Origin of the sequence: Variovorax sp. ZS18.2.2 (genome assembly GCF_024701975.1) — a bacterium.
Classification (GTDB): Bacteria; Pseudomonadota; Gammaproteobacteria; order Burkholderiales; family Burkholderiaceae_C; genus Variovorax.
Map to the genome: position 1 here is coordinate 2,005,752 of NZ_JANLNM010000001.1, position 19,133 is coordinate 2,024,884.

Here is a 19,133-nt window from a genome sequence, read left to right on the forward strand (position 1 = left end):
GGTGAGGGCATCGGCCTCACCCCAGCTGCCGCGCTTCATCGGCGGCACAGTGCCCTCACCCCAGCCCTCTCCCAGAGGGAGAGGGAGAGGGAGCGAAGACGACCCGCACGCGCAGCCCGCCGAGGCTGGGGGACTTTTCCAGCGCCACCGTGGCACCGTGCAGCTCCGCAATCGACTTGACGATGGCCAACCCCAGCCCGCTGCCTGGCGCCTGCGGTTCGCCCGAGCGGTAGAAGCGGTCGAGCACGCGCTCGCGCTCCGCTTCGGGCAGCCCCGGGCCGCTGTCGTCCACGCTCAGTTCGACCGCATCGCCCAGCTTCGCGATACCGATGTCAACGCGCCCCTCTTCGGGCGTGTACTTGACCGCGTTGTCCAGCAGGTTGCGCAGCATCATGCGCAGCGCCTCGGGCTGGCCCTCGACGACCGCCGCATCGGCATGCGCGACGCCGATGTCGATGCGCCGCGCCTGCGCGCCCGCCACGGCATCCGAGATCGCGAGGCGTGCCACCTCGGCCAGATCGACTGGTTCCGGCTTCGCGCCGGCCGCCATGCTGGCTTCGTGCCGGGCCAGCGCGAGCATCTGCTCGACCAGCCGCGTCGAACGGTCGATGCCTGCGACCAGCCGGCTCACCGCGATATCGCGTGCCGCATCGTCGGGCGCGCGCTGCAGGCCCTGCACCTGCAGCTTCAATGCCGCGAGCGGCGAGCGCAGCTCGTGCGCGGCATCGGCGACGAAGTGCTTCTGCGCATCGAAGGCATGGCGCACGCGGCCGAACAGGAGGTTGAGTTCCTGCACCAGCGGGCGCACCTCTTCGGGCAGGCCCTCTTCGCTCACCGGAGAAAGATCGTCGGCCTGGCGCGAGGCCACCTGCTTTCTCACGCGGGCCACCGGCGCGAGCGAACGGCTCACCACCCACCACACGACCAGCATCAGGAGCGGCGCCATCAGCGCCACCGGCGCGATGGTGCGCAGCGCCAGCGTGCCGGCCATGCTGCGCCGCGCCGCCATGTCCTGCGCCACCTGGATCACGAGGCCACGCGTCTGCATAGAGAACACGCGGTAGGTGGTGCCGCGCGCACGCACGTCGGCAAAGCCCAGCACCGCGAGCTGCGGCAGCGCCGCCTGGTCGGCGGATTCGAAGACGCGCACGCCATCGGTGGTCCACACCTGCACCACGAAGTCGAAGTTCTGCTCGCCGCCGCCGATGCCGCCGACCGCCGCGCTGGGCGGCAGGCCCGAGCGCAGCGACATCGCCATCTGCTGCATGTGGTAGTCGAAGATGTCGTCGGCCTCGTGCAGCACCGTGCGGTAGGCGACAAGCGCCTGCGCGCCCGCGGCCAGCACGATGGCGGCGAGCAGGAACCACAGCAGGCGCGCGCGCAGCGATCCGGTCAGGCTCCGCGTCATACCTTCGGCACCATGTAGCCCACTCCACGCACGTTGCGGATGAATTCAGCGCCCAACTTTTTCCGAAGGCCGTGCACATAGACCTCGACCGCGTTGCTGCTGATCTCGTCCTTCCAGCTGTAGAGCTTTTCCTCGAGCTGGGCGCGCGAGAGCACCATGCCCGGCCGCGCCAGCAGCGGCTCGAGTACCGCCCATTCGCGCGCCGACAGCACCACCGGCTGGCCGGCCACCGTGACTTCGCGCGTGGCGGGGTTGATGCTCACGCCCATGTGCTCGTACACCGGCTCGGCGCGCCCGGCCGCGCGGCGCAGCAAGGCGCGGATGCGGGCCAGCAGTTCGTCGAGGTCGTAGGGCTTGAGCACGTAGTCGTCGGCGCCGGCATCGAGCCCTTCGATGCGCTGCTGCACCGAGTCGCGCGCGGTGGCGATCAGCACCGGCATGCGCTGCTTGCGGGCGCGCAGGCTGCGCAGCACTTCGAGGCCATCGCGGCGCGGCACGCCCAGGTCGAGCAGCACCAGGTCGTACTGCTGGGTGCGCAGGGCCGACTCGGCGGCCTCGCCGTCTTTCACCCAGTCCACCGCGTATTGCTCGGCGCGCAGCAGGTCGAGCACGGCCTCGCCGATCATCACGTCGTCTTCGAGAAGCAGGAGTCGCATGGTTGTATTCCGTTCTACGGTCTGCAGGATTCGAGGCAGCGGCCTTGGCGAAGTTCAGTTCAGAGCAACGAGCGGACTTCGCGCGCCGCTTCGAACAGCAGCGGCAGCATCTCGCGTTGCAGCGCTTCTTCCTGGTAGCGCGTGCCCGACAGCACCACATTGAGCGCAGCCACCGTGTGGCCCTGCATGTCGCGCAGCGGCACCGCGAGCGCCTGCACGCCGAGTTCGTGCTCCTCGCTGGCAAAACAATAGTCGTCCTTGCGCGTGCGGGCAATCAGCTGGCGCAGGCCCCGTGCCTGCGTGACGGTGTGCGGCGTCAGTCGCGCGAGATGCCGGCCCTTGAGCCATTGCGTGAGCTGGGTGGAGGCCATGGCCGCGAGCAGCACGCGGCCGGTGGAGGTCGCATGCGCCGGCAGCCGCGCGCCCAGGTGCAGGCCGTAGGCCAGCACGCGCGTCGGCGTGCCGTAGCTGCCGCTGCGCGCGACGATGACCACCTCCTCGCCATCGAGCACCACGGCGGAGAACGATTCACCGGTCTGCGCCGCGAGGCGGTTGAGCGTGGGCTGCAGCGCACGCGGCAGGCGCGACGAGGCAAGGTAGCTGCCCGAGAAACGCAGCACCTTGGGCGCCATCCAGAAATAGCTGCCGTCGGTCTCCAGGTAGCCCAAGTGGGCGAGCGTGAGCAGGTGGCGGCGGGCGGCGGCGCGCGTGAGGCCGGCGCGTTCCGCAGCCAGCGTGGCATTGAGGCGCTGGCGCTCGGTGTCGAAGCTTTCGAGCACCGCCATTCCCTTGGCGATGCCCTCGATGAAATCGGCCTTGGCGATGGTCATTCGGGTCTCAACTTGAAGTGTTGCGCGATGATCGCGCACGCGTTCGCATGATCGCACAGTGCCTCGCAATGCCGTGAACCAGGCGGCCGGCCGCGCCCTACGCTCGGCGAAACACCTCTCGGAGACACGAACATGCGCACCCAGGTCGCGATCATCGGCGCGGGCCCTGCCGGCCTTCTGCTCGGTCAACTGCTTTTCAAGGCCGGCATCGACAACGTCATCGTCGAACGCCAGAGCGGCGACTACGTGCTCGGCCGCATCCGCGCCGGGGTGCTCGAGCAGGTGACGATGGATTTGCTGGCACGCGCCGGCGTCGATGCGCGTGCCCGCACCGAAGGGCTGCCGCACGAAGGCATCGAGTTGCTGTTCAAGGGTGCGCGGCATCGCATCGACATGCACGGCCTCACCGGCGGCAAGCAGGTCACGGTGTATGGCCAGACCGAAGTGACGCGTGACCTCATGGAAGCGCGCACCGCCGAAGGCCTCACGACCGTCTACAGCGCAGCGAACGTCAGCCTGCACGACTTCGATTCGGCCAAGCCGCGCGTGCGCTACGAGAAGGACGGCCAGACGCACGAGATCGAATGCGACTTCATCGCCGGCTGCGACGGCTACCACGGCGTGAGCCGCGCGAGCGTGCCGGCCGATGCGATCCAGACCTACGAGAAGGTCTACCCCTTCGGCTGGCTCGGCGTGCTGGCCGATGTGCCACCGGTATCGCACGAACTCATCTACGCGAACACCGAGCGCGGCTTCGCGCTGTGCAGCATGCGCAGCGCCACGCGCTCGCGCTACTACGTGCAGGTGCCGACCGAAGAGCGTGTCGAGAACTGGAGCGACGAGGCCTTCTGGAACGAGCTGCGCGCACGCCTCGACCCCGAGGCCCGCGAGCGGCTGGTGACCGGCCCGTCGCTGGAGAAAAGCATCGCGCCGCTGCGCAGCTTCGTTGCCGAGCCGATGCGCTTCGGCGCGCTCTTTCTCGCGGGCGACGCGGCGCACATCGTGCCGCCGACCGGTGCCAAGGGGCTGAACCTCGCGACGGCCGACGTGGGTTATCTCTCGCGTGCGTTCGAGATCTTCTATGGCGAGAAGTCGGCTTCGGCACTCGATCGCTATTCGGACCTGTGCCTGCGCCGCGTGTGGAAGGCCGAGCGCTTCTCGTGGTGGTTCACCTCGCTGATGCACCGCTTTCCCGAGACGGGCGCCTTCGGCCAGAAGATCCAGGAAGCCGAGCTCGACTACCTCGTGCATTCGCACGCAGCCTCCACCGCGCTGGCGGAAAACTACGTGGGGCTGCCGCTCGAGGATTTCTGAGCGACGGGGCTCAGCACCTCGTCGACCCGCCGCTGGTCTTCGTCGTAGACCCAGCACTCGGAGAGCTTGCCGTCCTTCACCGCGTAGCGCAGCAGGCGCTCCAGTTCGAAGGCTTGGCCTTCATGCGCGAACTGCTCGATGGCGACGATGAGCCCGAAGTGCTCGCCGGCCAGCACGTCGCGAATCGCGATCAGCCGGCGGTTGGTCTTCTCCTTCACCTCCTTGAGCACGGCGAAGCAAGCCGCCTTGCCGCGGTGCGTGCCCGCGAGCGGGCTCCGGCCGAAATAGTGGAAGACGACCTCGTCGTGGTAGCAGTCGAAGATGGCCTTCAGGTCGTTGGCTGCCCAGGCGTCTGCATACCGCCGGACGACGGCGTGGATCTCGCTCGAAGCGGGTGAACTGCCCATCAGCGTTGTGTCTCCAGCGTCTTCTTCATCGCCTCGCCGCCCTTCATCATCATCGGCTCGACGTAGGCGGCGAACTCGTCGGGCAGCACGTCGGTGATCCACACGAAGCGCGAGCGCCCTTCGCCGAGCGCGAACACCTGGGCCGAAGCCTGGTGGTGGCTGGCCTTGCCATCGGTGACGGTGTAGGCGAGGCGGCGGTTCGCCTCGTCGATGCCCACCAGCAGTTCGCGCGCGACGAGCCCGTTGGCAAAGCTCACGATGCGGGCGCCCTGCCCGTCCAGCTTGCAGTCCGTGAGGAAGCCGGGTGCGAGGCGTGTGTGCACGGCGCCGAAGTCGCGCAGCGCATCCCACACCTGCGCCGCGTCGGCTTCGACGGTGAATTCCTTGTAGATCGTGGCCATGGTGCTTTTTCCTTTTCGCGCCTCAGGGACAGACCGCCTCGACGTTGTTGCCGTCGGGGTCGATCAGGAAGGCCGCGTAGTAGGTCGGGCTGTAGTCGCCGCGCGGACCGGCGCCGCCGTTGTCGGTGCCACCGGCCTTCAGGCCCGCCTCGTGGAAGGCCGCGACGGCCTTGTGATCGGGTGCGCGGAACGCGAGGTGTGTGCCCGGTCCCTTCGCGCCCTTGGCCGCGTACAGCCACAGGGCGGGCGCGTCGGCCGGGCCGATGCCGGCATAGCTGTCGTCGTGGCTGCCCAGTACGTGGCCGAGCGGTGCGAGTGCGGCTTCGTAGAAGCGTCGGCTCGCGGCGAGGTCTTTGACTTTCAGTCCGATGTGGTCGTACATGGCGATGACTTCCTGCTTGATGAATGAACCAGGCGGTCATCATTGAGCAGGGCCGCCATGCGGTCTTGGAGAATCTTGCGGTCGCCCTTGGCGGCCTGCCGGAAACCCCGAGGCGACACGCCGGCCGCGCGGTGAAAGGTGCGAGTGAAGTTGCTGAGGTCGGCAAAGCCCACATCGAAGGCCACGTCGGTGACAGGCCGGTCGTCGTCCGCCAGCAGGCGCGCCGCGTGGCGCAAGCGGGAGCGGACCAGGTACTGGTGCGGCGTGACGCCGAGCACCTGCGAGAACAGGCGCAGGAAATGGAAGGAACTCAGGCCGGCTTCGGAGGCCGCGCCTTCTAGGCCGATGTCGTCGTGCGAGTTGGCGTCGATCCACATCGCGGCATCGACGGCACGGCGCCTGTCACGCGGCGCAGCGGACTGCAGCGACGGCGGCTTGCCGCGGCCGCCGACCACCTCGACGAAGCGGCTGGCGAACCACATGCCCAGCTCATCGAGGCCGATGTCGCTCTCGCCTTCGGCCGCGACTTGCGCAAGTTCGCCGAGCACCATGAGTTCGGGCAATGGTGGGAGTCCCGCCGTGCGCCAGGTCTGCTTGTCGCCGCCGACGAGGTCGACGAAGCCGGGCGAGAGGTGGAATGCCAGGCACTCGTCGCCGCAGATGTGGTGGTCGTGGGTGCAGACGTACTCGTCGCCCGGGCAACCCACCAACACCGAACCGGCCACCAGCTCATACGCATTGCCGCGTGTGCGGTAGCCGAAGCTGCCCTTGCGCACATACGAGACCGAGTAGTCCTCGTGCATCTCGGTGAACGACGGCGCGCCGGGACCCGCGTCGCAGCGGTAGCTGGATACGCGGATCGGGTCGGTCTGCAGTTCGGTGGTGATGCGCATGTGGGATGTGCCCCTCGAACACCCGTGTGGTGGGGCTCAGTCCACAGTGTGCATGGCCGCCCATACCCGCGAAGGGGACAGCGGCATATGCAGGCGCGGCGCAGTCGATGCGAGCCCGTTGCGCGCAAAGGCATCGGCCACCGCATTCACGATGGCCGGCGTGGCGCCGATGGTGCCCAGCTCGCCCACGCCCTTCACGCCCAGCGGGTTGTTGGTGCAGGGCGTCGATTCGTCCATCTCCATGTGGAACATGGTGTCGACGATGTCGGCGCGCGGCGCGGCGTAGTCCATCAGGCTGCCGGTCACGGGCTGGCCGGTTTCGTGGTCGTACACCACCTGCTCGTACAGTGCCTGCCCGATGCCCTGCACCGCGCCGCCTTCGAGCTGGCCGCGCACGATCATCGGATTGATCACGCGGCCCACGTCGTTGACCGAGCTGTAGGCGACCACGCTGATTTCGCCGGTGGGCGGATCGAGCTCGATTTCGCAGATGTGGCAGCCGTTGGGCCAGGTCGGGCCGGCCACGGTGCTGGTGGAGTCCACGAAGATCTCGCGCTCGGGCTGCTTGCCCGCGAGCGTGAAGAGGTCGAGCTCCAGGTCGGTGCCGGCCACCGAGAAGCTGCCGCGGCTGTAGATGATGTCGTCGATGGCGGCCTCGAACTCCTGCGCCGCGAGTTCGCGGGCCTTGTCGATGGTGCGCTCCGCGCCGATGCGCACGGCCGAACCGCCGGTGAAGAGCGAGCGGGAACCTGCGCTGCCGAAGCCGTCGCCGCGGTCGGTGTCGCCGAGCACGACGCGCACCTTCTCGATGGGCACGCCGAAGGCATCGACCGCGAGTTGCGCGAGCGAGGTGGCGATGCCCTGCCCCATGGCGTTGACGGCGGAGAACACCTCGATGACCCCATCGGCCTGCACCGACACCGTGACGCGTTCTTCGAACACGTTGCCGCCGGTCCATTCGAGAAAGGTGGCGATGCCCAGGCCCCGGTGCTTGCCGTTCTTCGCGGACTCGGCGGCACGGCCCTCGAAGCCCTGCCAGTCGGCCAGCGTGAGCGCCTGGTCCATCACCGACTCGAAGTTGCCGGTGTCGTAGACCTGCGCCATCGGGTTCTTGTAGGGCATCTGGTCGGGCTGGATGAAGTTCATCCGGCGCAGGATGATGCGGTCGATGCCGGTCTGGCGCGCGGCCTCGTCCATCAGGCGCTCGATGGTGAAGATGGCCTCGGGCCGGCCCGCGCCGCGGTAGGCGCCGGTGGGCGCGGTGTTGGTGAGCACCGCCTTGAAATGGAAGTCGATGGTCTGGATGTCATAGACGCTGGTCTGCACCCAGGGGCCGATGAGCAGCTGGATCGCGACGCCCGTGCCCGTGGCGTAGGCGCCCACGTTGGCGAGCGTCTTGATGCGCAGCGCGAGGATCTTTCCCTCGGCATCGAGCGCGAGTTCGGCCCGCGCCTCGATGTCGCGGCCATGCGCGCTCGACAAGAATTCTTCGCTGCGGTCGGCCACCCACTTCACGGGACGCTTCACCTGCAGCGCGGCAAAGGCGACCGCGATGTCTTCGGGATAGGCGCCGGTCTTCATGCCGAAACCGCCACCCACATCGCCCACCACCACGCGCACCTTTTCCTTGGCAAGGCCGATGGCCGCGCACACGGAATCGCGCACGCCCGAAGGCATCTGCGTGCTCATGCGGATCGTGAGGCGATCGGTCTTGGCGTCATGCACGGCGAGCACCGAGCGCGGCTCAATGGTGAGCGCGACCACGCGCTGGTTGATGACGTCGAGCGCAACCACATGGCTGGCCTTGGCGAAGGCGGCGGTCGCGGCCTCGCTGTTGCCGTGCCGCATTTCGGCGGCGATGTTGCCGGTGGCCTCTTCGCACAGCTGCGGCGCGCCATCGGCGGTGGCGCTGGCGAGATCGACCACCATCGGCAGGTCTTCGTAGTCGACCATCACGGCCTCCGCGGCGTCGCGCGCCTGCTGGACCGTGTCGGCAATCACGGCGGCCACCGCCTCGCCCACGAAGCGCGTGCGTTCGTTCGCCATGGCATGGCGCGGCGGACTGGCGCTGTCGCTGCCATCGGCACGCTTGAACCCGGCGGCACCCGGCATCGGCTTGACCCCCGCGGCCACCAGCTCGGCGCCGGTGATGACGCGCAGCACGCCGGGCATGGCAGCGGCCGTGCTCGTGTCGATGGAAACGATGCGTGCGTGCGGATAGGGAGAGCGAAGGAAAACGAGATGCGCCTGATCGGGGAGCGTGACGTCGTCTGTGTAGCGTCCGGCGCCTGCCAGCAGGCTTTCGTCCTCGAGGCGGCGCACCGCCTGGCCGCTGCCAAAGCGGGTGGGGTTGGGTTCAGTGGTCAACGTGGTCCTCTTGTGCTGATCCCCGGTGGGCAACGCTGGCCCACTGGATCCGCTTTATGGGGGGCAAATAGAAGCAGCACTATATGGGCTTCGGGGGTTCTTGTCCGCTACGACGGCAGCCTGTGGCGCATGGACCGCAATCGTTTGCGACACCCGGCGGCCGGGGCGCCATTTTCCCTCATCCCACAGGGGATGCGGGCGAAGCCGTGTATACCTACGGCCATGCGACAACTGCCCTGGCTCGAACCCGGAGACACCCTGCCCGACCCGGCCTCGGCATGGGGCATGGCCGACCCCGTGCCGGGCCTTCTTGCGGCGGGCGGCGCGCTCGATGTCGATACGCTCGTGCAGGCCTACAGCCATTGCGTCTTCCCGTGGTTCAGCGACGACCAGCCGATCCTTTGGTGGAGCCCCGACCCTCGCATGGTGCTGCAGGTGGCCGAGTTCAAGCTGCACCGGTCGCTTCGCAAGACCCTGTTCCATTTCGCGGAAACGCCCGGCTGCGAGGTGCGCATCGACCACGATTTCGCGGCGGTCATCAAGGCCTGTTCGCTCTCCCCGCGCGTGGGTCAGTCGGGCACGTGGATCGTGCCGGACATGGTGGAGGCCTATACGCAATTGCACGCGGCAGGCCATGCGCACAGCGTCGAAACCTGGATCGACGGCGAGCTCGCGGGCGGCCTCTACTGCGTGGCGCTCGGCCGCGCGGTGTTCGGCGAGTCGATGTTCACCCGCCGGCCGGACGCCTCGAAGATCGCGCTCGCCGCGCTGGTGAGCCTGTGCCGGTGCGCCGGCGTGCAGATGATCGATTGCCAGCAGAACACCGCCCACCTCGCCAGCCTCGGCGCCCGCGAGATGCCGCGCAAGCGCTTCGTCGCCCACGTGGCCAAGGCCCGGGAACAGGAGGGGCCACAGTGGCAATTCGAGCCCGTATACTGGGCCGAACTCCTTTCCGCGCGACCTCTTTCACCGACGTGACGCACCTCAAGGATCTCCCGCTTCACACGCTGCAGTTCTATGCGACGGCGCCCTATCCCTGCAGCTACCTGCCGGATCGTCAGGCCCGGTCGCAGGTGGCCACGCCCAGCCACCTGATCCACAACGACGCCTACTCCGACCTCGTGCTCAGCGGGTTCCGGCGCAGCGGCATGTTCACCTACCGGCCCTACTGCGACGGCTGCCGCGCCTGCATTCCGCTGCGGGTGCTGGCCAACAGCTTCCAGCCCACGCGCAGCCAGCGGCGGGCCGCCAAACAGCATGCCAACCTGCAGGCCCGCGTGCTCAAGCTCTGCTTCGTGCCCGAGCACTACCAGCTCTACCTGCGCTATCAGAACGGCCGCCACGCGGGTGGTGGCATGGACCACGACAGCATCGACCAGTACACCCAGTTCCTGCTGCAGAGCCGGGTCAATTCGCGGCTGGTCGAGTTCCGCGAGACGCTGGCCGATGGCAGCGCAGGCGCGCTCAAGATGGTGTCGATCCTCGACGTGCTGAACGATGGCATCTCGGCGGTCTACACGTTCTACGAGCCCGATACGAGCGCAGGCTACGGCACCTACAGCGTGCTCTGGCAGATCGAACAGGCGCGCAAGCTGGGCCTGCCGCACGTCTACCTCGGCTACTGGATCGAACGCAGCCCCAAGATGCACTACAAGGCGCGTTTCTCCCCGCATGAAGTGCTGGTGGATGGACATTGGCAGCCATCCGGTGATTTCACAAGGTAAAATGGCGCTCGGTCATCACCGCCCAGCGCCATGAGAAAAAACCAATCCGACGTTCCTGCCGTTCCCGTGATCCAGGTGATCGAGCGCATGTTTTCGCTCATCGACGTCCTGGCGTCCCGCGAGGAGGCCATCTCGCTGAAGGAAATCAGCGAGAAGACCGGGCTCCATCCTTCGACCACGCACCGCATCCTCAACGACCTGGCAGTCGGTCGTTTTGTCGACCGGCCCGAGGCGGGCAGCTACCGGCTGGGCATGCGCCTGCTGGAGTTGGGCAACCTGGTGAAGGGACGGCTCAACGTGCGCGATGCCGCGCTGGGCCCCATGCGCGAGCTGCACAAGCTCACGCAGCAGCCGGTGAACCTCAGCATGCGCCAGGGCGACGAGATCGTCTACATCGAGCGCTCGTACAGCGAACGCTCGGGCATGCAGGTGGTACGCGCCATCGGTGGACGCGCGGCATTGCATCTCACCTCGACCGGCAAGCTCTTCCTGGCAGCCGACGACCCAGCGCGGGTGCGCAGCTACGCCACCCGGACGGGCCTAGCGGGCCACACCCGCAACAGCATCACGCAGTTGCCCGCGCTCGAGCGCGAGCTGTCGAAGGCGCGCCAGTACGGCATTGCCCGCGACAACGAAGAACTGGAACTGGGCGTGCGCTGCATGGCCGCCGGCATCTACGACGACCAGGGCAAGCTGGTGGCAGGCCTGTCGATCTCGGCGCCGGCCGACCGGCTGGACGAGGGCTGGCTGCCCAAGCTGCAGGCAACGGCCAATGAAATCTCGGGCGCGCTGGGGTTCAAGGATGGCGTGGCCGCAACGCCCCCCTCCCCGGCCGCCAACGCGCCTTCAGCAAGCGCCTGACCCCCTTTGCGGGGCGCCAAAAGACAAAGCGGGCCTTGGCCCGCTTTTCTTTTTGTCCACCGCTATCGCGGCACCGCTGCTGCTCAGCCGGCGATCTGGTAGCTCACATTGCGCGAGGCTGCCGGCGAACCTGGCACGGCATGCGTCGCCTCGACCCAACGGCGAACGCGCTCTGCATCGGCGATGCGGCTGAACTTGCCGGCCGAATCCAGGAACACCATGATCAGCTTGCGGCCGGCCACCTTGGCCTGCATCACGAGGCACTGGCCGGCTTCGTTGATGAAGCCCGTCTTCTGCACGCCGATTTCCCAATCGGGGCTTTTCACGAGGCGGTTGGTGGTGTTGAACTGCAGCACGCGGTTGCCGACCTCGACCTGGTACTCAGGCGACGTGGACAGCGAGCGCACCGTGGCGTCGGCATAAGCGGCGTTGACCAGCAGCGCCAGGTCCTGCGCGCTCGACTGGTTGCGGCTCGAGAGGCCCGTGGGCTCCACGTAGCGCGTGTCCTTCATGCCGAGCATCTTCGCCTTGGCATTCATGATGCTCACAAAGGTCGTGAGGCCGCCCGGGTAGGTGCGGCCCAGCGCGTGCGCCGCACGGTTTTCGCTCGACATCAGGGCCAGATGCAGCAGTTCGCCGCGCGAGAGCGTCGTGCCGATGGTCAGGCGCGAGCGGCTGCCCTTTTCGGTGTCGACATCGTCCTGGGTGATGGTGATCAGCTCATCGTTAGGCAGATGGGCTTCGCTGATGAGCAGGCCCGTCATCAGCTTGGTGAGCGACGCGATCGGCAGCACAGCGTGGTCGTTCTTGCTGAACAGCACTTCGTGCGTGTCCTGGTCGATCACGAGGGCGACGCTCGACTTCAGGTCGAGTGCGTCGTCGGTGCCATGCAGGCCGGCCATCTGGCCGAAGGACTGGCGAGGAGGCGCCTCGACACGCACCACCGAACGGCGCTGGACGGCCACCACGGTTTTGCCGTTCTTCTTGCGGATCGTGGCCACCACGTTGCGGCCACCGCGAACGACCTTCTCGACCTTTTCGCTGCGCTCGGCGCGGCCGCCGCGCTTGGCGACCACGGCGGTCTTGCCGGAAGACGCATTGCGCTTGACTTCGACCGGCACTGGCCCCTTCGCCTTCTTGGCGACGGCGGTCTTGGTGGCGGCGGGCTTTTCTTTCTTCGCGGCCTGGGCGCCGGGCAGCAAAAACGCCGTGGCGCAGAGCGCCACGGCGATGAATTTGAATGCGGGTAGGAACCGCTGGCTGGAAACTCGGCGGAGACGGGCTTCAGGCATTAATAAATCTCCAGCGGCGACAAACGAGGACCGCAGTGTATCGAATTCAAAAAAGACACGCAATATCAGTTACTTGCATCCTTTTCTTCATTCGAATACCAAGGAACGCCTGAAAACCTAACCTTGCGCTGCAACTCTCTCAGCTTGGCTCTGTAACTTATTGAGAGCACTCAAATAAGCCTTTGCCGAGGCGACCACGATGTCCGGGTCTGCACCCACACCGTTGACCACCCGCCCTGCGTTTTGTAACCGAACTGTAACTTCACCTTGGCTCTCTGTCGAGCCGCTGATCGCGTTCACCGAGTAAAGAACCATCTCGGCGCCGCTCTTGACGTGCGATTCGATGGCTTTCAGGGAAGCATCAACCGGGCCATTGCCGTCGGATTCTCCGGTCACTTCCTCGCCCTGGACGGTGAAGACGACCTTCGCCTGGGGGCGCTCGCCGGTTTCGCTGTGCTGGGAGAGAGAGACAAATGCAAACTGTTCGTCAACGTTCGACAGCTCTTCCGCGCTGACGAGCGCGAGGATGTCCTCGTCAAAAATTTCGGACTTGCGATCGGCCAGTTCCTTGAAGCGCAGGAAGGCGGCGTTGATGTCGGCCTCGCTGCTCATCGTCACACCCAGCTCCTGCAGCCGCTGCTTGAACGCATTGCGGCCGCTGAGCTTGCCCAGCACGATCTTGTTGGCGGCCCAGCCCACGTCCTCGGCCCGCATGATCTCGTAGGTGTCGCGCGCCTTGAGCACGCCGTCCTGGTGAATGCCCGAAGCGTGCGCGAAGGCGTTGGCGCCCACCACGGCCTTGTTGGGCTGCACCACGAAGCCGGTGGTCTGGCTCACCATGCGGCTCGCGGCCAGGATGTGCTGGGTGTCGATGTTCAGGTCAAGCCCGAAGTAGTCGCGGCGGGTCTTCACCGCCATCACGACTTCTTCGAGCGAGCAGTTGCCCGCGCGCTCGCCCAACCCGTTGATCGTGCACTCCACCTGGCGCGCGCCGCCGATCTTCACGCCGGCCAGCGAGTTGGCCACGGCCATGCCGAGGTCGTTGTGGCAATGCACCGACCAGATCGCCTTGTCGCTGTTGGGAACGCGCTCGCGCAGCATCTTGATGAAGTTGCCGTAGAGCTCGGGGATGGCGTAGCCGACGGTGTCGGGCACGTTGATGGTGGTGGCACCTTCGTTGATCACGGTTTCGAGCACGCGGCACAGGAAGTCCGGGTCGCTGCGATAGCCGTCTTCGGGGCTGAACTCCACGTCGCTCACGAGGTTGCGCGCAAAACGCACGGCGAGCTTCGCCTGCTCGTGCACCTCGTCGGGCGACATGCGCAGCTTCTTTTCCATGTGCAGCGGCGAGGTCGCGATGAAGGTGTGGATGCGGCCGCGCGCTGCGCCCTTGAGCGCTTCTGCTGCACGCGAAATGTCGCGGTCGTTGGCGCGCGACAGGCCGCACACGGTCGAATCCTTGATCGCGTTGGCAATCGCCTTGACCGCTTCGAAGTCGCCGTTCGAGCTGGCCGGGAAACCGGCTTCGATGATGTCGACCTTGAGCCGTTCAAGCTGCTTGGCGATGCGCATCTTCTCGTCGCGCGTCATGGAGGCGCCGGGCGATTGCTCGCCGTCGCGCAAGGTGGTGTCGAAAATTATGAGTTGGTCAGCCATCGTGAATCTCCTTGGGTTTATTCAGCCATCGATCAGGCCGACGCCGGGCCGCTCCCAAGGCGGCCAGCGGCCCCCTCGGGGGGCAGCGACGACACGCAGTGCGAGAGCGTGGGGGTCATGCCTTCAGGCGACTTCAACCGCCGATTGTGCGCTGTGCGCGCCCCGGCTCCGCGCCCGCTGCACGCCCGAGACGATGGCCTTCAGCGACGCCGTGATCACGTTGGCGTCGATGCCGACGCCGAACAGCGTCTGGCTCTCGTCCACGCGCAGTTCCAGGTAGGCCACCGACTTCGCATCGGCACCGGCGCCGATGGCGTGCTGGTGGTAGTCCATCACGCGCACTGTGTGGCCCGTGGCCTTGCTCAGTGCTTGGGTGAACGCGTCGATCGGACCGTTGCCGCGACCTTCGATGGCGCGGGTTTCACCGTCCCATGGCAGGTCGCCGCGCAGGACGACGGAGGCGTTGGCGCCCTCGCCTTCTTCCTCGATCACGCGGTGCTGCAACGACTGCGCGGTCTCGATGCCGTACTCGCTCACGAAAAGCTGCCAGAGGTCGGCAGCGGTGAGTTCCTTGCCGGCGACGTCCATCACCTTCTGCACGGTCTGCATGAATTCCATCTGCAGGCGGCGCGGCATCTCGAGGCCGTACTCGCTCTCGAGCAGGTAGGCCATGCCGCCCTTGCCCGATTGGCTGTTCACGCGGATCACGGCCTCGTAGCTGCGGCCCACGTCCTTCGGGTCGATGGGAAGGTAGGGCATGTCCCAGATGTCGCCTTCCTTGCGCGCGGCGAAGGCCTTCTTGATCGCGTCCTGGTGCGAGCCGGAGAACGAGGTGTAGACGAGGTCGCCGACATAGGGATGGCGCGCATGCACGGGGATCTGGTTGCAGTGCTCGACCGTCGCGCGGATCTCGTCGATGTTCGAGAAGTCCAGCTCGGGCGATACGCCCTGCGTGTAGAGGTTGAGCGCGACATTCACGAGATCGAGATTCCCGGTGCGCTCGCCATTGCCGAAAAGGCAGCCTTCGATGCGCTCGGCGCCCGCCATCAAGGCCAGTTCGCCGGCAGCGGTGCCGGTGCCGCGGTCGTTGTGCGGGTGCACGCACAGCACGATGGAATCACGGCGCGCCAAGTTGCGGTGCATCCATTCGATCATGTCCGCGAAGATGTTCGGCGTGGAATGCTCGACCGTCGTGGGCAGGTTGACGATGCACTTGCGCCCGGGCGTCGGCGCCCAGACTTCGGTGACCGCATCGACCACGCGCTTGGAGAACACGACGTCGGTGCCCGAGAACATTTCGGGCGAGTACTGGAAGGTCCACTTCGTGCTCGGCTGCTTCGCGGCGAAGTCGTTGAACATGCGCGCGTGGCTGCTGGCGAGTTCGACGATCTGGTCTTCGTCCATGCCGAGCACCACGCGGCGCATCACCGGGGCGACGGCGTTGTAGAGGTGAACGATAGCGCGCGGGGCGCCTTGCAGCGATTCGAAGGTGCGGGCGATGAGGTGGTCACGTGCCTGCGTCAGCACCTGGATCGTCACGTCGTCGGGAATGCGGTCTTCCTCGATGAGCTTGCGCACGAAGTCGAATTCGACCTGCGACGCGGAGGGAAAGCCGACTTCGATTTCCTTGAAGCCGATGGCCACGAGCGTCTCGAACATGCGCATCTTGCGCGCGATGTCCATGGGCTCGACCAGGGCCTGGTTGCCATCGCGCAGGTCGGTCGACAGCCAGATCGGGGCCTTGGTCAGCACGGCATCGGGCCAGGTGCGGTCCTTGAGGCCGATCGGGGCGAATGCGCGGTATTTGGCTTGAGGTTGCTTGAGCATGTCGATTTCTCTGTGATGGTTGGTAATCAACCAGCAACCCCAAAAACAAACGGCCCGTTGCTGGTGCGAACGGGCCGTGGTGAGGGATTTGCGCGTGCGCTACCGTCTCCGCCCGTGAGGGAGGGCTAGTAGGGCCAGCAGCGAAATCTTGGTCATGAGGGTTGCGAATGTAGCACAAGCCACATTCAGTTATGCAAGCCCCGCTCGTCGGGCTCCTCGGTCGAGGTGCTGATCACGCTGGCCGGCTGGCCCTTGGCCTTGCGCCACGCGTAGACCACGTAGCCACTCAAACCGTAAGCCACGAAGAGGCCGAACAGCACCGTCGGCGGATGGATGTTGATGACGGCGATGCCGAGCGCGATGAGCACGATCACCACGAACGGCACGCTCTTCTTCATCTGCACGTCCTTGAAGCTGTAGAACGGCGCATTGGTGACCATGCTGAGGCCGGCATACAGCGTGAACGCGAAGGTGACCCAGGTGATCTGCGTCCACGAGAGGTACAGCACCTCGCCGCCGCGCTTGCCCCATTCGTTCACGAGCCAGATAAAGCCCGCCACGAGCGCCGCTGCGGCGGGCGATGGCAGCCCCTGGAACCAGCGCTTGTCGACCACGCCGGTGTTCACGTTGAAGCGTGCGAGCCGCAGGGCCGCACAGGCGCAGTACACGAAGGCTGCGATCCAACCCCAGCGCCCCAGGCCCTTGAGCGACCATTCGTAAGCGATGAGCGCCGGTGCCGCACCGAACGACACCATGTCGGACAGCGAATCCATCTGCTCGCCGAACGCGCTTTGCGTGTTGGTCATGCGCGCAACGCGCCCGTCCAGGCTGTCGAGGATCATCGCGGCGAACACGCCGAGCGCGGCAAGGTCGAAGCGCGCGTTCATGGCCATCACGACCGAGTAGAAGCCGCCGAACAGCGCCGCCAGCGTGAACAGGTTCGGCAGGATGTAGATGCCCTTGCGACGCTTGCGCGGCTGCACATCGTCGGGGAGCGTGTCGTCATACATTGAAATTGCCTCCGTCCCTCATGGGCACTGCGCGAGCAGCTATCCATTCGATAGCATTTTGATCTGTGAGTCGCATGGTTCGCAGTGTAGTTCAGGGGCGCTGCGCCCCCGACAAACAAAAGGGCCACCGCAACGGGTGGCCCTTGGGAAAAGAGTGCCGAAGCACCCTTTCTGGTTCGCAGATCAGTTGCGGGTCTGGTCGACCAGCTTGTTCTTCTTGATCCAGGGCATCATGGCGCGCAGCTTTTCGCCGACGACTTCGATCTGATGCTCTGAATTCAGGCGACGGCGGCTGATCAGCGCGGGCTGGCCGGCAGCGGCTTCGAGCACGAAGCTCTTGGCGTATTCGCCGGTCTGGATGTCCTTGAGCACTTGCTTCATGACCTTCTTGGTCTCGTCGGTCACGATGCGCGGGCCCGTGACGTACTCGCCGTATTCGGCGTTGTTCGAGATCGAGTAGTTCATGTTGGCGATGCCGCCTTCATAGATCAGGTCGACGATCAGCTTGAGCTCGTGCAGGCATTCGAAGTACGCCATTTCGGGCGCGTAGCCGGCTTCCACCAGCGTTTCGAAACCAGCCTTGATCAGCTCGACCGTGCCGCCGCACAGAACCGCCTGTTCGCCGAACAGGTCGGTCTCGGTTTCTTCGCGGAAGTTGGTCTCGATGATGCCGGCCTTGCCGCCGCCGTTGGCGGTGGCGTAGCTCAGCGCGAGGTCACGCGCCTTGCCGGTCTTGTCCTGGTGCACGGCCACGAGGTGGGGCACGCCGCCGCCTTGCGTGTAGGTGCTGCGCACGGTGTGGCCCGGGGCCTTGGGGGCAACCATCCACACGTCCAGGTCGGCGCGCGGCTGCACGAAGCCGTAGTGCACGTTGAAGCCGTGCGCGAAGACGAGCGAGGCGCCTTCCTTGATGTGCGGGGCCACGTCGTTCTTGTAGACGTTGGCGATCTGCTCGTCGGGCAGCAGGATCATGACCACGTCGGCCGACTTCACGGCGTCGGCCACTTCAGCGACCTGCAGGCCGGCCTTGCCGACCTTGTCCCACGAAGCGCCACCCTTGCGCAGGCCGACCACGACCTTGACGCCGCTGTCGTTCAGGTTCTGCGCGTGCGCGTGACCTTGCGACCCGTAACCGATGATTGCGACCGTCTTGCCCTTGATGAGGCTGAGGTCGGCGTCCTTGTCGTAGTAAACCTTCATGATGCGTCTTTCCTAATTAATCTCGAGCACCCCCTGAAGCGGGGGTGCGTTCACTCACAGTTGGCCGGAGGGATTCCGGTCCTTCATTTGCTGGTTGATGGACACGAGGTTGTCGTGAATGCGGAACAGCAGGATCAGCAATTCGCTGTAGACGCGAACCATGATCGCGCCGAAAACAAGAATACCGATGGCAGCCAGGATGCGGCCCTGGAACAACGAGATGACCGTTGCAGCGAGCACACCCAGCAGTCCGAGGAAGTACAGAATCCGAATGATGATCGGGGTCACCATCTTCTCGAAACCCAGCAAGTCTTGCATTTACCTTCTCCTCATGTTGATTTGAAACGGTGGAACTGAGGGGATCTTCACCCCCTACACGCGCAGGATGCGCTCGCCGCGCCCAATGCCGCTGGCACCGGTGCGGACAGTCTCGAGGATAGCGCTACGGTCGATCGCTTCCAAAAAAGCGTCGTTTTTGCCGTGATCGCCGGTGAGTTCGATGGTGTAGCTCTTGTCGGTGACGTCGATGATGCGGCCGCGGAAGATCTCGGCCATGCGCATCATTTCCTCGCGCTCCTTGCCCACGGCGCGCACCTTCACCATCATGAGCTCGCGCTCGGTGTAGGCGCCTTCGGTCAGGTCGACGACCTTCACGACCTCGATCAGGCGGTTCAGGTGCTTGGTGATCTGCTCGATCACGTCGTCCGAACCGGTCGTGACGATGGTCATGCGCGAGAGGCTTGCGTCCTCGGTCGGCGCGACGGTCAGCGATTCGATGTTGTAGCCACGGGCCGAGAACAGGCCCACCACGCGGGAAAGAGCACCCGGCTCGTTTTCCAGCAGCACTGCAATGATGTGTTTCATGTTTGCGTGACTCCTCTTTTCGCCTGCGCGGAAGCTTTCGC

At 65.9% G+C, this 19,133-nt stretch carries 19 protein-coding genes; 4 read left to right on the forward strand and 15 right to left on the reverse strand.

Going from position 1 to position 19,133, the window contains the following annotated elements; translation table 11 throughout:
- Nucleotides 1-55: 55 nt before the first annotated feature.
- Genes NU688_RS09395 through NU688_RS09405 form a run of 3 tightly spaced genes read right to left on the reverse strand, consistent with a single transcriptional unit; the run spans nt 56 to nt 2,894 of the window.
- Nucleotides 56-1,408, reverse strand: coding sequence for an ATP-binding protein (locus tag NU688_RS09395; protein WP_257860272.1), 1,353 nt, complete (start codon nt 1,406-1,408; stop codon nt 56-58).
- A complete protein-coding gene (locus NU688_RS09400) occupies nt 1,405-2,064 on the reverse strand; it encodes a response regulator transcription factor (RefSeq protein ID WP_176657107.1) in 660 nt (219 codons plus the stop codon). The genes NU688_RS09395 and NU688_RS09400 overlap by 4 nt, the downstream gene beginning before the upstream one ends.
- Nucleotides 2,065-2,123: 59 nt before the next feature.
- Nucleotides 2,124-2,894: an IclR family transcriptional regulator C-terminal domain-containing protein gene (locus NU688_RS09405; protein WP_198784261.1), complete on the reverse strand. Its 771-nt coding sequence runs from the start codon at nt 2,892-2,894 to the stop codon at nt 2,124-2,126.
- 132 nt (nt 2,895-3,026) lie between these two features.
- Between NU688_RS09405 and pobA the strand changes: the two genes are divergently transcribed.
- On the forward strand, nt 3,027-4,208 hold the full coding sequence (gene pobA, locus NU688_RS09410) for a 4-hydroxybenzoate 3-monooxygenase (RefSeq protein ID WP_257860273.1): 1,182 nt from the start codon (nt 3,027-3,029) through the stop codon (nt 4,206-4,208).
- Here pobA and NU688_RS09415 read toward each other — a convergent pair.
- Genes NU688_RS09415 through NU688_RS09435 form a run of 5 tightly spaced genes read right to left on the reverse strand, consistent with a single transcriptional unit; the run spans nt 4,178 to nt 8,658 of the window.
- Nucleotides 4,178-4,615 carry a nuclear transport factor 2 family protein gene (locus NU688_RS09415; RefSeq protein ID WP_257860274.1) on the reverse strand — a complete coding sequence of 146 codons (438 nt, stop codon included), beginning with the start codon at nt 4,613-4,615 and terminating at the stop codon, nt 4,178-4,180. The genes pobA and NU688_RS09415 overlap by 31 nt on opposite strands.
- Nucleotides 4,615-5,016, reverse strand: a complete 402-nt coding sequence (locus NU688_RS09420; protein ID WP_257860275.1) for an SRPBCC family protein — start codon at nt 5,014-5,016, stop codon at nt 4,615-4,617. The genes NU688_RS09415 and NU688_RS09420 overlap by 1 nt, the downstream gene beginning before the upstream one ends.
- Nucleotides 5,017-5,038: 22 nt before the next feature.
- Nucleotides 5,039-5,398 carry a VOC family protein gene (locus tag NU688_RS09425; RefSeq protein ID WP_257860276.1) on the reverse strand — a complete coding sequence of 120 codons (360 nt, stop codon included), beginning with the start codon at nt 5,396-5,398 and terminating at the stop codon, nt 5,039-5,041.
- Nucleotides 5,377-6,291, reverse strand: coding sequence for a helix-turn-helix transcriptional regulator (locus NU688_RS09430; RefSeq protein WP_257860277.1), 915 nt, complete (start codon nt 6,289-6,291; stop codon nt 5,377-5,379). Before NU688_RS09430 ends, NU688_RS09425 begins: the two co-directional genes overlap by 22 nt.
- A gap of 36 nt (nt 6,292-6,327) precedes the next feature.
- Nucleotides 6,328-8,658, reverse strand: coding sequence for a xanthine dehydrogenase family protein molybdopterin-binding subunit (locus NU688_RS09435; protein WP_257860278.1), 2,331 nt, complete (start codon nt 8,656-8,658; stop codon nt 6,328-6,330).
- A gap of 222 nt (nt 8,659-8,880) precedes the next feature.
- On the opposite strand from NU688_RS09435, the gene aat reads away from it, so the two are divergent.
- Genes aat through NU688_RS09450 form a run of 3 tightly spaced genes read left to right on the forward strand, consistent with a single transcriptional unit; the run spans nt 8,881 to nt 11,243 of the window.
- Nucleotides 8,881-9,636: a leucyl/phenylalanyl-tRNA--protein transferase gene (gene aat / locus NU688_RS09440; protein ID WP_257860279.1), complete on the forward strand. Its 756-nt coding sequence runs from the start codon at nt 8,881-8,883 to the stop codon at nt 9,634-9,636.
- The gene (locus tag NU688_RS09445; protein WP_257860280.1) at nt 9,633-10,382 is read left to right on the forward strand and encodes an arginyltransferase; all 750 of its coding nucleotides are present in this window, start codon (nt 9,633-9,635) and stop codon (nt 10,380-10,382) included. The genes aat and NU688_RS09445 overlap by 4 nt, the downstream gene beginning before the upstream one ends.
- A gap of 30 nt (nt 10,383-10,412) precedes the next feature.
- Complete coding sequence (locus tag NU688_RS09450; RefSeq protein ID WP_257860281.1) at nt 10,413-11,243, forward strand: IclR family transcriptional regulator; 831 nt, start codon at nt 10,413-10,415, stop codon at nt 11,241-11,243.
- Between the two features lie 83 nt (nt 11,244-11,326).
- On the opposite strand, the gene NU688_RS09455 is transcribed toward NU688_RS09450, so the two are convergent.
- The 7 genes from NU688_RS09455 to ilvN form a co-directional block, all read right to left on the reverse strand.
- Entirely contained in the window at nt 11,327-12,535 is a 1,209-nt protein-coding gene (locus NU688_RS09455; protein ID WP_257860282.1) for a serine hydrolase, read from the reverse strand.
- A 117-nt stretch (nt 12,536-12,652) separates the two neighbouring features.
- Nucleotides 12,653-14,191: a 2-isopropylmalate synthase gene (locus NU688_RS09460; RefSeq protein WP_257860283.1), complete on the reverse strand. Its 1,539-nt coding sequence runs from the start codon at nt 14,189-14,191 to the stop codon at nt 12,653-12,655.
- Between the two features lie 123 nt (nt 14,192-14,314).
- Nucleotides 14,315-16,018, reverse strand: a complete 1,704-nt coding sequence (gene leuA / locus NU688_RS09465) for a 2-isopropylmalate synthase (protein ID WP_257860284.1) — start codon at nt 16,016-16,018, stop codon at nt 14,315-14,317.
- Between the two features lie 185 nt (nt 16,019-16,203).
- Nucleotides 16,204-17,028: a CDP-diacylglycerol--serine O-phosphatidyltransferase gene (gene pssA / locus NU688_RS09470; protein WP_257860285.1), complete on the reverse strand. Its 825-nt coding sequence runs from the start codon at nt 17,026-17,028 to the stop codon at nt 16,204-16,206.
- A gap of 183 nt (nt 17,029-17,211) precedes the next feature.
- Nucleotides 17,212-18,228, reverse strand: a complete 1,017-nt coding sequence (ilvC, locus tag NU688_RS09475; RefSeq protein WP_093122648.1) for a ketol-acid reductoisomerase — start codon at nt 18,226-18,228, stop codon at nt 17,212-17,214.
- Nucleotides 18,229-18,282: 54 nt separating this feature from the next.
- Nucleotides 18,283-18,546 carry a DUF4282 domain-containing protein gene (locus NU688_RS09480; RefSeq protein ID WP_042579951.1) on the reverse strand — a complete coding sequence of 88 codons (264 nt, stop codon included), beginning with the start codon at nt 18,544-18,546 and terminating at the stop codon, nt 18,283-18,285.
- A 54-nt stretch (nt 18,547-18,600) separates the two neighbouring features.
- Nucleotides 18,601-19,092: an acetolactate synthase small subunit gene (ilvN, locus tag NU688_RS09485; RefSeq protein WP_013540983.1), complete on the reverse strand. Its 492-nt coding sequence runs from the start codon at nt 19,090-19,092 to the stop codon at nt 18,601-18,603.
- Nucleotides 19,093-19,133: the final 41 nt, after the last annotated feature.